This window comes from Sphingomonas sp. FW306-1B-B10E (assembly GCF_058782005.1).
The window spans coordinates 1-14,751 of the sequence record NZ_JBYSXG010000029.1 but is presented as its reverse complement, the minus strand read 5'-3'; the positions used below and the strand labels follow the sequence as shown (position 1 = coordinate 14,751).

Genomic DNA, 14,751 nt, shown 5'->3' with positions numbered 1-14,751 from the left:
CATGCCCGCGACGGTCATCGCGGTCCCGACCTTCCGCCGCCCGGCGCAATTGCGGCACCTGCTCGAAGCGGTGGCGCGGCTGGACGGTCTCGACGACACGACGCTTCTCGTCGCCGACAACGATGCGGGCGGGGAGGGGGCGGCGGTCGCCGCGGCGATGGCCGATGGCTTCCCGATCCCGATCGCGGTGATCCGCGTCCCCGAGCCTGGGCTGTGCCACGTCCGCAACGCGATCGTCGTGCACGCGCTCGCGGTGCCGGGAATGCAGCGCCTCGCGATGATCGACGACGATGAATGGCCTGAGCCGCAATGGCTCGCGGCTTTGCTCGCCGTGCAGCAACGCACTGGCGCGGCGGTGGTCGGCGGCCCGGTGCTTCCCGTTTTCACCGAGGGGACGCCGGATTGGGCCGAGCAGACATTGATCTTCCGTCCCGAGCAGCGTTCGGAAGGGCACGCCGAGATGCTCTACGCCAGCAACAACCTGCTGGTGACGCGTGAAGCGCTGGAAGCGCTGGAAGCGCTCGGCGCGCCGTGGTTCGATCCCGCGTTCAACCGCAGCGGCGGCGAGGATCTGGATTTTCTCACGCGGCTCAAGGCGCGCGGGTTCGGCTTCGGCTGGGCGCCCGGCGCGCGCGTGTCCGAATGGGTCGGCGCCGAGCGCGCGCGCAAGGCCTGGGTGCTGCGCCGGATGTGGCGGATCGGTGTCACCGACACCAAAGTGGCGCGCAAGTCCGCCAGCCGGACGACGCTCGCCTTGCGCTCGCTTGCCCTGCTCGGCCTGCGCACCGCCGCGCTGCCGACGCTCGCCTGGCAGCGCAATCGGCTCGACGTGGCCGGCCAATGGGTCAAGGCGGTCGCCCGCCTCTACGCGCTGGCAGGCGGGGGCGACGCACTCTACGCCGCCCCCGCGCCGCTCAGTTCTGCCAGGCCCGGAAGCTCTTGACGATCATGTCGCCCGAGCCGTCATCATAGGCGCCGGTGGCCTTCACCGCGACATCCATGATCGGATACCAGCGGTGCCCCTTGAACGGATTGACGCTCTGATAGGTCTCGAGGCCGTCGACGAACCAGGTGATGTATTCCGGCCCGATGTCGACGGCGTAGCGGTGATAGCCTTGCGCGAAGCCGGTCAGGCCATAGGCCTGCTCGGCCTGGATGTTGGTCCCGCGCTGGAACGATCGCACCCCGCCACTGCCGCCGTGGATGGTGGCGGAGATGTGGCGGTCGAAGTCCCAATAGCTCTGATAGCCGAAGCCCTCATACACATCGATCTCGGGTGGCCAGCCCGAAGTCGAGATCAGCCAAAAGGCCGGCCAGGACCCCCGCCGCGTCGGCATCTTGGCGACCCATTCATATTGGCCGTAGCCGATCTGGGCAGCGGTCGTGTTGTGCCCGCTCAGCACCACCGCGCCGTAATTATACCCGATTCCGGCCCAGCTGAGCGGCGAGCTCAGCTTCTGGGTGTGAAACACGAGCCCTTCGTCGGTGTATCGCAGCGGCGCTTCGACGCCTGGGAACAGCGCCTCGTCGAGATAGATGCCAGTCTCGCCATTCGCCGGCTGGGCGCGGCCGTGCGAGAGCTTGGTCGACCAGCCGCTGCTCCAGCCGGCATCGGACCATTGCATGTTGCTCTTGGTCATCTCGTATTGGAGCGTGCCATAGGTGCGGAAGGTCCGCGGGTTGCGGAAGCCGCTCGTGGCGGCCGCGGTGGCCGTCGCGCTGGTGCTCGCTGTCACCGTCGCGCTGGCAGTGCCTTGATCGGCCCCCCAAGGCGCCTCGCGCAGCTTCAGCGAGAACTGCTGTCCCTCGGTGGTGGTGAGCAGCGGCACCGATACCGTCTTGCGCAGCGGGTCGCCAGGGCGGAACACGACAACCGCCTCGGTCGCCTTGTACTGATAGCCCGACAGCGCCTTGGTGGTGCCAGAGCCGTTGACCGTGATCACCCGCGCGATCACGGTGTTGGGCGTCGCGCGGTTCAGCGTGACCGGCACGTAAGCGGTAGATGCGCCGGGCTGAAACACCGCCGCGCCGATCGACAAGGTTGCCTTGTCGGGAAGCTTGCTGCCGTTCGCAAAGTCGAACGCCGCGAAGCTGTTGGTTGTGGTGGCTAGAGTCTGGACCTGCGCCGGTGCAGCAACGCTGGTGGTAGCGTCAGTTGCAGAAACGACAATCGCTCCTGATTCTTTTTGTGAAGAGTTTGAGTCATCGCCCGCGCAGGCCGCGAGCGCGCACAGAGATACGACGCCCGCGAACGGACGTATTACAGTCATACGCATGAAACACCCCCCGGTGTCGGCGACCGACAACTGTGTCGCCTGAGGGGTATTTAGATGAAAAAGGGCGCCCAACCATGGTTGGACGCCCTATTTGCGCTAAGTTGAAGGTAGAATGCTGGTGAACTGGAAGTTAACTTACTCTGCTGCAATCGCCATTGTTTCCGACGCAATCGCGAGCCCGCGACCGACGCCGGTATAAGTGAAGCCGGCGGCTTCGACCGTGTCGGGGCGGTAGATGTTGCGCAGGTCGACCAGCACGCCCCCTTCCATCCGCTGGCGCAGCGCCTGGAGGTCGAGCGCGCGGAACGCATTCCACTCGGTGACGATCACCAGCGCCGCGGCACCATCGGCCGCTTCATAAGCCGAAGTGGCGAACTCGACATTGGGGAGCAGCGGCCGCGCGGCTGCCATGCCCTCGGGGTCGAACGCCGCAACCTGCGCGCCGCCGTCCTCGAGCGCCTGGATGATCGCCAGGCTCGGCGCGTCGCGCATGTCGTCGGTGTTGGGCTTGAAGGTAAGGCCGAGCACGGCGATCTTCTTGCCGCGCACCGATCCGCCGCATGCCGCGATGATCTTGCGGCCCATCGCGCGCTTGCGGCTGTCGTTGACCGCCACCGTCGCCTCGACGATGCGCACCGGCGCGCCGGCATCCTCGGCGGTCTTGACCAGCGCCAGCGTGTCCTTGGGGAAGCACGAGCCGCCATAGCCCGGGCCGGCGTGGAGGAACTTGCTGCCGATCCGGTTGTCGAGCCCGATCCCGCGCGCGACCTGCTGGACGTCGCCGCCCACGGCCTCGCACAGATCGGCCATCTCGTTGATGAAAGTGATCTTGACCGCGAGGAACGCGTTCGCGGCGTATTTGATCAGCTCGCTGGTGCGGCGGCCGGTGAACAGCAGCGGTGCCTGGTTGAGATACAGCGGGCGATACACCTCTTCCATCACCGGACGGGCGCGCTCGTCCTCGATGCCGATGACGATGCGGTCGGGGCGCTTGAAGTCCTCGATCGCCGCGCCTTCACGCAGGAATTCAGGGTTCGAGGCGACAGCGAACTGCGCGTCGGAGTTGGTCTCGGCGATGATTCGCTCGACTTCGTCGCCGGTGCCGACGGGCACGGTCGACTTTGTGACGACGACGGTGAAGTCCCTGAGGCACGGCGCCATCTCGGCGGCGGCGGCATAGACATAGGACAGGTCGGCATGGCCGTCGCCGCGGCGCGACGGCGTGCCGACCGCGATGAACACCACGTCGGCGGTCTCGACCGCGCCCGAGAGCTCGGTCGTGAACGAAAGCCGCCCTGCCGCGGCGTTGCGCGCGACGAGATCGTCGAGGCCGGGCTCGTAGATCGGGATCTGCCCCGCATTGAGCCGCTCGATCTTGCTCGCGTCCTTGTCGACGCAGGTCACCTGGTGGCCGAAATCGGCGAAGCAGGCGCCCGAGACGAGCCCCACATAGCCCGAACCGATCATCACGATACGCATGCTTGTTACTCCTTGATAGTTACGGTCATGCCGCGCGGCGCGGCTGACGGGCGGCGAGCAACTGGCTCGCGAACATCTCGACTTCGTCGGCAAGGTCCTCGCGCTCGAGCGCCATCGCCAGATTGGCGTGGAGGAAGCCGGCCTTGTCGCCGCAATCGTAGCGCGTGCCGGCGAAAGTAAGGCCGTGGAAAGGCTGGTCGCCGATCATCCGCGACATCGCGTCGGTCAGCTGAATCTCGCCGCCGGCGCCCTTTTCCTGGCTCGCCAGCACGCCCATCACTTCGGGCTGGAGGATGTAGCGGCCGATCACGGACAGGTTCGACGGCGCGGTGCCCTGCGCGGGCTTCTCGACCAGGCCCTTGACCTCGGTCAGCGCACCGTCGCGCGTGCCCGGCGTGATGATGCCGTAGCGATGCGTGTGCTCGTCGGGTACGGTCTCGGCGCAGATGATGTTGCCGCCGACCTGCTCATAGGCGTCGATCATCTGCTTGAGGCAGCCGGGCTTGCCGACCATGAAATCGTCGGCGAGCAGCACTGCGAACGGCTCGTCGCCGACCACGTCGCGCGCGCACCACACCGCGTGGCCCAGGCCCATCGGCTCCTGCTGGCGGACATAGGCGACCGCGCCGGGCTTGAGACGGGTATGGTCGAGGATGTCGAGCGACTTGCCGCGCCCGCTCATCGTCGTCTCCAGCTCGAAGGCGATGTCGAAATGGTCCTCGATCGCGGCCTTGCCGCGCCCGGTAACGAAGATCATCTGCTCGATCCCGGCCTCGAGCGCTTCCTCGACCGCGTACTGGATCAACGGCCGGTCGACGACCGGCAGCATCTCCTTGGGGATCGCCTTGGTTGCGGGAAGAAAACGGGTTCCAAGCCCGCCAACGGGAAACACAGCCTTACGCACACGCTTCGGGGTCATACGCCACCTCCTTGCTGCGATGCAGCATAGAGCCCTGGCGGCGGACCGACAATTTCGCCTCACCGCCCGCCGAGCACCGGTGAGCCGTGTTTTGTCCCAAAGCGAACCAATATGGCTCCAACGCGCTTTGTGCAGACCCGTCGGCGCGCCGCGAGCGGGCGCTCCTTATCCCGTCGTGGGAGCCACTGAAGCGCGGCGGATCAGTGTCGAGACGAACAGCGACGCCTCGCCGTCCTCGCTGTCCGCGCCGCCTTCGCCGCTAACCAGCTTGAGCGCCGCGGCGCGCGCCATCGTCGCGATCGGCCAGCGCACCGTGGTGAGCGGCGGCCAGAGGTGCGAGGCGATCGGCGTGTCGTCGAAGCCGATGATCGACAGGTCCTGCGGCACGTTGAGCCCGCGCTGGCGCGCGACGTGGAGCACCCCGGCCGCCATCTCGTCGTTCGACGCGAACACCGCGGTCGGCCGAGGCGCGAGGTCGAGCAATTGCTCGGCGGCGCGCATCCCCGATTCGAATTTATAGTCGCCCTGGACGATCAAGGTGCGCTGGAGCGGCAGCCCGGCGGCCTCGATCGCTTCCTCATAGCCCTTTTGCCGCTCGACCGCCGAGCGGAAGCCGTGCGGCCCGAGCACCAGCCCGATCCGGCGATGCCCGGATTCGATCAGATGCTCGACTGCGCCGCGCACTGCCTCGCGATCGTTCGACGCGACCATGTGCGGGGCTTCGTCAAGCGGCGCCGAGCCCATCCGGACATAACGCACGCCCAGTTCGGCACAGACTCCGGCAAGTTGATCGTTCTCCGAGATCGGAGGGAGGATCATCACCCCGAATGGGCGCTGGCGCTCGAGGAACTGGCCGATATCCTCGAGCATCGTCGGCGAGCCGCGATTGACCGGATGGACGATCAATTCGAACTCGGTGTCGCGCAGCACCTCGAGCATGCCTTGCTGGACGTTGAGCACCATCTGCGCGTTCGGATTGTCGTGAATCAGCCCGATCAGGAAATTGCGGCGCAGCGCCAATGCGCGCGCCTGCGGGTTGGGGACATAGCCGAGCTCGGCGATGACTTCCTCGACGCGCTTGCGCGTATCGCCGTTCAGCAGCGGCGACTGATTGATCACTCGGCTGACGGTCTTCTTCGAGACGCCGGCGATGCGGGCGACGTCGTTGATCGTGGGCTGTGCGCTGCGCTTCATTGTCCGCGAGACATAGCTCGGTCCCGCGATTGCGCCAAACGCATCTTGAGTGGCCCATCTACCCCAGCTTCCGTTCGCGCTGAGCTTGTCGAAGCGCCGTTCTTTTCTTTCGTCGGATGCGTGAAACAGGGCGGCCCTTCGACAAGCTCAGGGGGAACGGAGTTTATGCGCTTTTGCCCAGTTGCCATTCTACTACATATATTTGATACCGGTGTCATAACGGTCGCGGAGTCGGCCGGGCGATAGGGACGGGGATGCTGATACGACCTTCACGGCGCGACATGCTCCGCTATGGCACACTTGCCGGTGCTAGCGCGCTGCTGCCCGGCAATGCCGCCCCCGATCCGTGGCGCCGCGCCGCCGACATCGCGCGCGCCGTCCGTGCTCCGGTCTTCCCCACTCGGATCTTCGACATTACCCGCTTCGGCGCCAAGGGCGATCGCACGACGCTCAATACCGCCGCCATCGCCCAGGCGATCGACGCGTGCGCCGCGGCGGGCGGGGGCAGGGTGCTCGTGCCCGCGGGCGATTTCCGCACCGGCGCGGTGCACCTCAAGTCGAACGTCGAACTGCATGTCGCCGCCGGCGCGACGTTGCGCTTCAGCACCGATGCCCAGGACTATCCGCTGGTCTTCACGCGCTGGGAAGGCGTCGAGCTGATCAACTATTCGCCGCTGATCTACGCGTACAAGGCGAAGAACATCGCGATTACCGGCGCCGGCACGCTCGACGGACAGGGGAGCGCCGAGCATTGGTGGGCATGGAAGGGGCCGTGGGGCGGCACCGCGGAACATGGCTGGCGCGACGGCATGCCCGACCAGCGCAAGAGCCGCGCGATCCTGTTTCAGATGGCCGAGGAGCGGATGCCGGTCGAGAAGCGCATCTTCGGCGAGGGGCACTATCTGCGACCGCCCTTCGTCCAGCCCTATCTGTGCGAGAACGTGCTGATCGAGGGCGTGCGGATCCGCAATTCGCCGTTTTGGAACGTCCATCCGGTGCTCTGCCGCAACGTCATCCTGCGCGGGCTCGATATCTTCGGGCACGGTCCCAATAACGACGGCACCGACCCTGAGTCGGTCGACACGATGCTGATCGAGGGTTGCACCTTCGACACTGGCGACGATTGCATCGCGGTGAATTCGGGCCGCAACGAGGATGGCCGCCGGATTGGCGTGCCTTCGCAGAATATCCTGATCCGCAATTGCCGGATGAAGCAGGGCCATGGCGGGATCACCGTCGGCTCGCAGATTTCGGGCGGGGCGCGCTGGGTGTTCGCCGAGAAGTGCACGCTCGACAGCCCCGAGCTGCAATATGCGATCCGCTTCAAGAACAATGCCTTGCGCGGCGGGCTGCTCGAGAATTTTCACTATCGCGACATCCATGTCGGCGAAGTGGGCTGCGCGGTGATCGCCTGCGACTTCAATTACGAGGAAGGCGCCAACGGCCGCTTCACGCCGATCCTCCGCCATATCGAGATCGAAGGGCTGCGTGCCCGCCACGCGACGCGTGTGCTCGACAGCCAGGGTATCCCCGGCGCGCCGGTCAGCGACATTGCGCTGCGCGACTGCCGCTTCGACGGCGTCATCCAGCCCAGCATCGTCCGCCACACCGATCGCGTGTCGCTCGCCAATGTCCGCGTCAACGGCCGCACCGTCCGTACCCTCGATTCTCTCTCGACCCTTTGAGGCCTCATGCTCGCACTAACGCTTCTCGCACTCTCATCGAACGCTGCCGGGCAGCAGCTCGCTTTTCCAGGTGCCGAGGGCGCGGGGCGGTTCGCGCTCGGCGGGCGCGGCGGGCAGGTGCTGTTCGTCACCAATCTCGACGATAGCGGCCCGGGCAGCCTGCGCGCCGCGGTCGAGACCAAGGGGCCGCGCACGATCCTGTTCCGCATCTCGGGCACGATCCGCCTCGCCAAGCCGCTGGTGATCCGCGAGGGGCGGGTGACGATCGCCGGCCAGTCGGCGCCGGGCGCCGGCATCACGCTGCGCGATTATCGGCTCGAGGTCGCCGCAGACGATGTCGTGGTCCGCTACATCCGCTCGCGCCTCGGCGACGAATCGCGGACCGAATCCGACGCGGTGTGGATCAATCGCGGCAGCCGCATCATCCTCGACCATGTCTCGGCGAGTTGGTCGGTGGACGAGACCCTGTCCGCCTCGGCGCGGTACAAGGAGGCAGGGCAGGGCTTCTACGACCTCACCGTGCAATGGTCGATCATCTCCGAATCGCTGACCCATTCGCTGCATGCCAAGGGCGATCACGGCTATGGCAGCCTGATCCGCGGCGGGCGCGGGTCGCGGATCAGCTTCCACCACAATCTCTGGGCGAACCATTCGGCGCGGATGCCGCGCCCGGGCAATTATGACGGGCCCGAGATCGATCCGGTCGGTCCGGTCTTCGATTTCCGCTCGAACGTCTTCTACAATTGGGGCGGCGGCCATTCGGGCTACAATGCCGACAAGGCGACGCTCGCGCGCTACAACTTCGTCGACAACGCCTATGTCGCCGGCCCGCAATCGGGCAAACCGATTGCCTTCGATGAATCCAACATGCTCGCCAAGGCCTGGTTCGCCGGCAACAGCATGAACGGCACGATCCCGGACGATCCGTGGAGCCTCGTCACCGGCGTCTCGCCCGAGGGCTATCGCCTCGCCGGGCCGGTCGACGTCGCGCCGGTCGCGCCAGATCCTGCCGCGCGTGCCTATGACCGCGTACTTGCAAGCGCGGGGGCTTCGAAGGCGCGCGATCCGGTCGATGCGCGCGTCGTGGCGGGGGTGCGGGACCGTACCGGCAAGCAGATCGACAGCCAGCGCGACGTCGGCGGCTGGCCCGAGCTCAAGAGCCTGCCCGCGCCGCGTGACAGCGACAATGACGGCATGCCCGACGTCTGGGAGCGCCAGCACGGCCTCGACCCGAAGGTCGCCGACGCTAACGGCGACCGCAATCATGATGGCTACACCAATCTCGAGGAGTGGCTCGCTTCGCTGGTGTAGGACCAGCTGACACCGGTAACCCGCTGATAGCGATCGGAAGATCGCCTGTGTCCCATCATGCGGGAATAGATTAGCGTTTCCCGGTCTGTTGCCAATGTACAACATCGAGCTGCGTGAACGGCATGGCTCTGGCGACAAGTTATTGACACCGGTTTCCGATCGCGGGAAAGCAACGCTGTACAGGTCGTGCCGGCAGGCACGTAAGGCCCGGAGTCGACACAGAGCGTCCCGGATTAGGTAAGGAGTCTGATATGAGCGCGCGCATTTCTCGACTGAACTGGCAATATGGCGCGTCCGCCGCCGCGATGGCATTGGCGCTGACGGTTGGCGGCCAGGCCGCGGCGCAGACGGCCGAGCCAGCGCCCGTCGCCGATGCGCAGGCCGCGTCCGCCGAAGATGCCCAGCAGGGCGACGAGGTCGTCGTCACCGGCTTCCGCCAGTCGCTTCAGGCCGCGCTCAACGTCAAGCGCGAATCGGTCTCGTCGGTCGACGCGGTGGTCGCAGAGGACATCGCCAAATTCCCCGACCAGAACCTCGCCGAATCGCTCCAGCGCATCCCCGGCATCGCGATCCAACGCGACGGCGGCGAAGGTCGCGCGATCACCGTTCGCGGCCTCGGCGCGCAATTCACGCGCGTACGGGTCAACGGGCTCGAGACGATCACCACCACCGCCGACGGCGCCAGCGCCAATCGCGAGCGCGCGTTCGACTTCAACGTCTTCGCTTCCGAGCTGTTCAGCTCGCTGGTCGTTCACAAGACCGCAGAGGCCTCGCTCGACGAAGGCTCGCTTGGCGCAGTGGTCGATCTCAACACCGGCAATCCGCTCGGCGGCAAATACGGGCTGACCTTCGTCGCCTCGGCGCAGGGAAGCTACAACGACCTGTCGAAGAATTGGGGGCCGCGGCTTGCCGGGCTGGTCTCGTGGAAGTCGCCCGACGGGACGCTCGGCGCGTCGGTGTCGGCGGCCTGGCAGAAGAGCGACACGCTCGAGCTCGGCAACAACACCGTGCGCTGGGCGCAGGCGCGGTTCGACAACGTCAATGGCACCAATTGCTTCACCACGGCGAACACCGGCGGCACCTATGTGCCGAGCCCGGCGTGCAACCAGGCCGCACTCTCCTTCCACCCGCGCATTCCGCGCTACGGCGAGGTTCGCCACGATCGCGAGCGGCTGGGCCTCACCGGCAGCGTGCAATGGGCGCCGAGCGACGCCACCAAGATCTCGATCGACGGCCTATATTCGCGCTTCAAGGAAATCCGCGAGGAGAAATGGGGCGAGGTGCTGCTCCGCTCGAACGAGCGTTCGATTAACGTCGTCAATCCGGTCTATGACGCCAACAACAACATGATCTCGGCGACGCTCAACGATGCCTGGGTGCGCACCGAGCATTATTGGCGCGAATCGACCACGCAATTCTATCAGGTCGGCGCCAGCTGGGACCAGGATCTCGGCGACAATCTGCGCTTCACGATGCTCGGCGGCATCTCCAAGTCCGATGCGGACATCCCGATCGAGACCACCTTCGTGTTCGACGATCGCGATGCGCAGGGCTATCAATATGATTACACCGACGCCCGCTCGCCGCGCCTGACCTTCGGCACCAGCGTCACCGATCCGGCGAGCTTCCAGCTTGCCGAGATCCGCGACCGACCGTCGAACACCACCAACAAGTTCAAGACGGCGCAGCTGCGCACCGAATGGGACGCGGCGGAAGGCTTCACGCTCAAGCTGGGCGGCGTCTACCGCCGCTTCGACTATGACCTTACCGCCTATCAGCGCGACACCGCGGTATGCGGCAATGGCGGGCTCGACCTCGTCCTGCGCCAGATCACCTGCTCGTCCAGCACGGCCTTCGGTCCCGCCGCGGTCTATGGCTTCCCGGCGACCGCGGCCTTGTCCGAGCTGGTCAATCTCGGCGATGCCGGCCAGCCCTCGGGCAATACCAATAGCTGGCTCATTCCCAATATCGACGCGGCCGCCGCCTTTACCGGCCTCTATCAGCGTCCGCTGCTGCTCGATGCCGGCAACAATCGCAGCGTGACCGAGCAGGTCAAGGGCGGCTATCTCCAGGTCGACGTCAACGGATCGGTGCTCGGCATCAACGTCCGCGCCAATGCCGGCATGCGCTATGTCAGCACCGAGCAATCCTCGACCGGCCTGAACAGCGGCGCCCTGGTAACTTTCGAGCGCAATTACGAGGATTGGCTGCCCTCGGCCAACCTCGCCGCCGACCTCACCTCGAACCTGGTATTCCGCGCCGCGGTCGCCAAGGTGATGACGCGCCCGTTGCTCGCAAACTTGACCCCCGGCGGCTCGGCCGACGGGTTCAACTTCCGCGTGACCTTCGGCAATCCCGACCTCCAGCCCTATCGCGCCACGGCCTATGATGCCGGGCTCGAATGGTATTTCGCCCCGCAATCGGTATTCTCGGTCGCGGTGTTCAAGAAGGAGATCGACAGCTTCCCGGTGGCGAGCTCGCGCGTCGACACCTTCACGTCGACCGGCCTGCCGACCTCGGTGCTCGCATCCTCGTCGCCGGGCTTCCTCAACCCCGCGCTCCAGGCGCAGCCGATCTGGACGATCCAGACCACGGTCAACGGCACCGGCGCCGATCTGAAGGGCATCGAAGTCTCGCTGCAGGCGCCGTTCCGCTTCCTGCCCGGCTTCCTCAGCAACTTCGGTGGCATCGTCAACGCGAGCTTCATCGACTCGAACGCGACCTATGCGCAGGGCGTACCGGCGACCACGCCGGGCGGCGGCAACGTCAACGTGCCGTTCGAGACGACCTTGTACCAACTGTCCAAGCGCGCGTTCAACGCGACGCTCTATTACGAGGACAGCAAGTTCAGCGCCCGCGCCTCGATCGCCTATCGCGGCGGGTTCAACGACCAGGGCTCGGCGACCGGCAACGTCTTCGAAGGCTATAGCCCGATCACGAATGTCGATGCCTCGATCCGCTACAAGATCACCGACAATATCGAGCTCTCGGCCGAAGGTACCAACCTGACCGATGCCTATCGCGGCCGCTGGGTCGATCAGGACGCCAACCGGCCGTACGAGTACAACCATTTCGGCCGCACCTTCCTAGTGGGCGCGCGCTTCAAGCTGTAAGGGGCGAGCCGCTATCCTGGCACGGATAGCGGCAATCGAAGTAGCTGAATCCCACCCCGGCGAAGGCCGGGGCCAGTTGCGAGCCGTGGGCGAGGGCGGGACGCCCTCGCATGTTCATCGGGACTGGGCCCCGGCCTTCGCCAAGGCGGCGTTTACCGTGCGTTACGCGAGGCCCTGGCTGCGCGCCCAGGTCAGGAACAGCTCGGGCCACACCCCGGCTGGCTTGCCCATCGCCTTGGTCATGCCATAGCCATGGCCGCCGGCGGTGAACAAATGCGTCTCGACCGGCACACCCGCCGTCTTGAGCGCGGCGCGCAGCAACAGGCTGTTCTCCACCGGCACCGTGGCGTCGTCTTCCGAATGGACGAGGAAGCAGGGCGGGGTGGTGCTCGACACGTTCCGGTGCGGCGAATGCGCCGCCTCGAGCGCGGGGCTGGCATCCTTGCCGATCAGCTGGGCGCGCGAGCCCATATGCGCGTCGGGCGCGGTCATCGAGATCACCGGATAGATCGGTGCCGCGACGAACGGCCGCGCGCCCAGCCTGTCGGCCGCATCGACCGGATCGTAGGTCTTGACCGCATGCCGGGTCGCGAGATCGGCGCAGAGGTGCCCGCCGGCCGAGAAGCCGATCGCCGCGACCCGCTCGGGATCGAGCCCGTCGCGGATCGCCCGCGCGCGGATCAGCCGCATCGATCGCTGCGCGTCGGACAAGGCGACGTCGGGACCCGCCTTCCAGCCGTCGCCGGGCAGGCGATAGAACAGGACGTAAGCGGTGAAGCCCTGCGCGGCGAGCCAGCGTGCCAGCACATAGCCTTCGTGATCGAGTACGATCCGGACATAGCCGCCGCCGGGCATGATCAGTACCGACGCGCCATTGGCGACGCGCGGGCGGAACACCGCCATCCGCGGATTGACGACTCCGCTCACCGACCGGTCGGCCAGCGCCGCGTCGGTGCTGCGTTCCTCCACCTTTTCGACCGGCGACTTGGCGGGCTTGCCGGGCACACCCTTAGGCCATAGGTCGATCGTCTCGGTCGGATCGGTCAGCCCCGCCGGAAGCGGCTTGTCGTTCCGCGGCGATGCGGTCTGCGCCTTGGCGGCAAGCGGCGCGGCGAGCCCGGCGAGCAGCGCGGAACGGCGATCGAACTTCATCGGGCAACCTCCTGAAAAGCCGCCCGGTCAGGTGCCGGGCTGGATATAGGGCACGCGCGCGAACAACTCGCGCTGCCATTTGCGCGGGTCGTTCTCGATGCGGCTGCGGACATCGAAGACCATCGTTGCGCGCTTGTCGAGGCCATAGCGCGGCCAGCGCGGCAGACCGGGGTGATTGGGGTCGCCGTTCTGCGCGAACGCAACGAAGCTATCCTGCATCGCCGCAGAGGCCGCACGCGCATCGGCGGCGGTGCCGGTCTGCGAACCTTCGGCGTCGAGGGTGCCGAACACGAGCGGGATGTCCATCGTGTGAAAGGCGCCGCGCCGCAGATCGGTGCGCGAGGCGAAATCGACCTGATAGACCCAGGCCGGCGCCCCCGCCTTGGCCCGTTCCTCGGCCTCGATCACCTGGCCGCGCCAGCTCCGCCCGGCGGTGGTCGCGTCGTAGAATATCTGTTCCGGCGTCCAGCCGGGGAAATGTCCGCGATATTCGGTGACCACCCATTCGGGCAGGATGTCGATACGCAGTTCGGGCGCGATCCGCTCGGCGAGGTTGCTCCAATTGAGGTCGTGCATCTTCACCGAATCGGGCGCGATGAACGCGCGCGTCTCGTCGTGCGTGTTGCCTAGCAGCATCGGAAGCCCGAGCGATTGCGGATTCGCGTCGGGCCAGAAGGGATGGCGGGTGAGCCATTTCATATCGAGCACCGGCCCGAAATAGACTCCGCCGCCGAGCACCGGATCGGTCGCCGACAGCGCCTCGACCAACCTCTCCTGCGGCATTGCCAGCAGCGCGTCGAGATTGCCTTCCTTGATGCCGAGCTCGGCGAGATAGGCCCGGGTCCGCGCGGTGGCGTTGAGTGGTCCCGAGGCAGTGACCTGCTGTCCGCTCATCGTCGCCGCGCGCTGGAACAGCCTCTTGGCCGCCGGCATCCCCATCATCGTCGCGATCTTGGCGCCGCCGCCCGACTGGCCGAACACCATCACGCGATTTGGGTCGCCACCGAACGCCGCGATATTGTCGCGTACCCAGCGCAGGGCGAGGATCAGGTCGAGCTGGCCGCAATTGCCGCTGTCGGGGAAGCGCGGGTCGAGCTGCGCGAGATAGAGATAGCCGAAGGCGTTGAGCCGATGGTTGACCGTGACGACGACAACGTCGCCGCGCGCGGCGAGCTTCTGCCCGTCGTTGAGCGGATCGGTGACGCTGCCGCCCGAATAGGCGCCGCCATGAATGTAGAGCATCACCGGCTTGCGCGCGGTGGGGCGTGCGTCGGCGGTCCAGATGTTGAGGAACAGGCAGTCTTCGGACTGGGCGCCGTAGCGGCTCCCCGATTGCGGCGCGACCGGCCCGAACTTGTCGACGGGCTGCACCGCGGCGGGCGCGGGAAGGGGCACCGGCGCGCGGAAGCGCTCGGCGCGGCCGTAGCGAATGCCGCGGAAGACGCGGACGCTCTCCTCGATCGTGCCCTGGAATGCACCCGCGGCGCAGCGGACGGGCGCAGTGGCTCGGGCCCAGACGCGGCCAGGTATAAGCGCAGCGGAGGCGCTCGCGATCAGCGTACGGCGGTCGATCATCCCCTCCTCCTTGATCCCCCTCCCGCTTGCGGGAGGGGTTAGGGGAG

At 66.5% G+C, this 14,751-nt stretch carries 10 protein-coding genes; 4 read left to right on the top strand and 6 right to left on the bottom strand.

The window, feature by feature from the left end:
* Position 1: 1 nt before the first annotated feature.
* Positions 2-943: a glycosyltransferase family 2 protein gene (locus AC3WJI_RS12430; RefSeq protein WP_492757589.1), complete on the top strand. Its 942-nt coding sequence runs from the start codon at positions 2-4 to the stop codon at positions 941-943.
* On the opposite strand, the gene AC3WJI_RS12425 is transcribed toward AC3WJI_RS12430, so the two are convergent.
* The 4 genes from AC3WJI_RS12425 to AC3WJI_RS12410 form a co-directional block, all read right to left on the bottom strand.
* Positions 915-2,039 carry a family 16 glycosylhydrolase gene (locus tag AC3WJI_RS12425; RefSeq protein WP_492757588.1) on the bottom strand — a complete coding sequence of 375 codons (1,125 nt, stop codon included), beginning with the start codon at positions 2,037-2,039 and terminating at the stop codon, positions 915-917. The two genes, AC3WJI_RS12430 and AC3WJI_RS12425, sit on opposite strands and share 29 nt — an antisense overlap.
* A gap of 372 nt (positions 2,040-2,411) precedes the next feature.
* A complete protein-coding gene (locus AC3WJI_RS12420; protein WP_492757587.1) occupies positions 2,412-3,755 on the bottom strand; it encodes a UDP-glucose dehydrogenase family protein in 1,344 nt (447 codons plus the stop codon).
* Positions 3,756-3,780: 25 nt separating this feature from the next.
* Positions 3,781-4,674, bottom strand: coding sequence for a UTP--glucose-1-phosphate uridylyltransferase GalU (gene galU, locus AC3WJI_RS12415; protein WP_492757586.1), 894 nt, complete (start codon positions 4,672-4,674; stop codon positions 3,781-3,783).
* Positions 4,675-4,839: 165 nt separating this feature from the next.
* Positions 4,840-5,868, bottom strand: coding sequence for a LacI family DNA-binding transcriptional regulator (locus AC3WJI_RS12410; RefSeq protein WP_492757585.1), 1,029 nt, complete (start codon positions 5,866-5,868; stop codon positions 4,840-4,842).
* Positions 5,869-6,122: 254 nt separating this feature from the next.
* Between AC3WJI_RS12410 and AC3WJI_RS12405 the strand changes: the two genes are divergently transcribed.
* The 3 genes from AC3WJI_RS12405 to AC3WJI_RS12395 all read left to right on the top strand — a co-directional run bounded on the left by AC3WJI_RS12405 (position 6,123) and on the right by AC3WJI_RS12395 (position 11,977).
* On the top strand, positions 6,123-7,553 hold the full coding sequence (locus AC3WJI_RS12405) for a glycoside hydrolase family 28 protein (protein WP_492757584.1): 1,431 nt from the start codon (positions 6,123-6,125) through the stop codon (positions 7,551-7,553).
* Between the two features lie 6 nt (positions 7,554-7,559).
* Positions 7,560-8,864 carry a pectate lyase family protein gene (locus AC3WJI_RS12400; protein ID WP_492757583.1) on the top strand — a complete coding sequence of 435 codons (1,305 nt, stop codon included), beginning with the start codon at positions 7,560-7,562 and terminating at the stop codon, positions 8,862-8,864.
* Positions 8,865-9,115: 251 nt separating this feature from the next.
* Positions 9,116-11,977: a TonB-dependent receptor gene (locus tag AC3WJI_RS12395; RefSeq protein WP_492757582.1), complete on the top strand. Its 2,862-nt coding sequence runs from the start codon at positions 9,116-9,118 to the stop codon at positions 11,975-11,977.
* 162 nt (positions 11,978-12,139) lie between these two features.
* On the opposite strand, the gene AC3WJI_RS12390 is transcribed toward AC3WJI_RS12395, so the two are convergent.
* Together AC3WJI_RS12390 and AC3WJI_RS12385 are read right to left on the bottom strand one after the other, a co-directional pair.
* Positions 12,140-13,129: an alpha/beta hydrolase gene (locus tag AC3WJI_RS12390; RefSeq protein WP_492757581.1), complete on the bottom strand. Its 990-nt coding sequence runs from the start codon at positions 13,127-13,129 to the stop codon at positions 12,140-12,142.
* A gap of 27 nt (positions 13,130-13,156) precedes the next feature.
* Positions 13,157-14,704, bottom strand: coding sequence for a carboxylesterase/lipase family protein (locus tag AC3WJI_RS12385; RefSeq protein WP_492757580.1), 1,548 nt, complete (start codon positions 14,702-14,704; stop codon positions 13,157-13,159).
* Positions 14,705-14,751 lie beyond the last annotated feature (47 nt).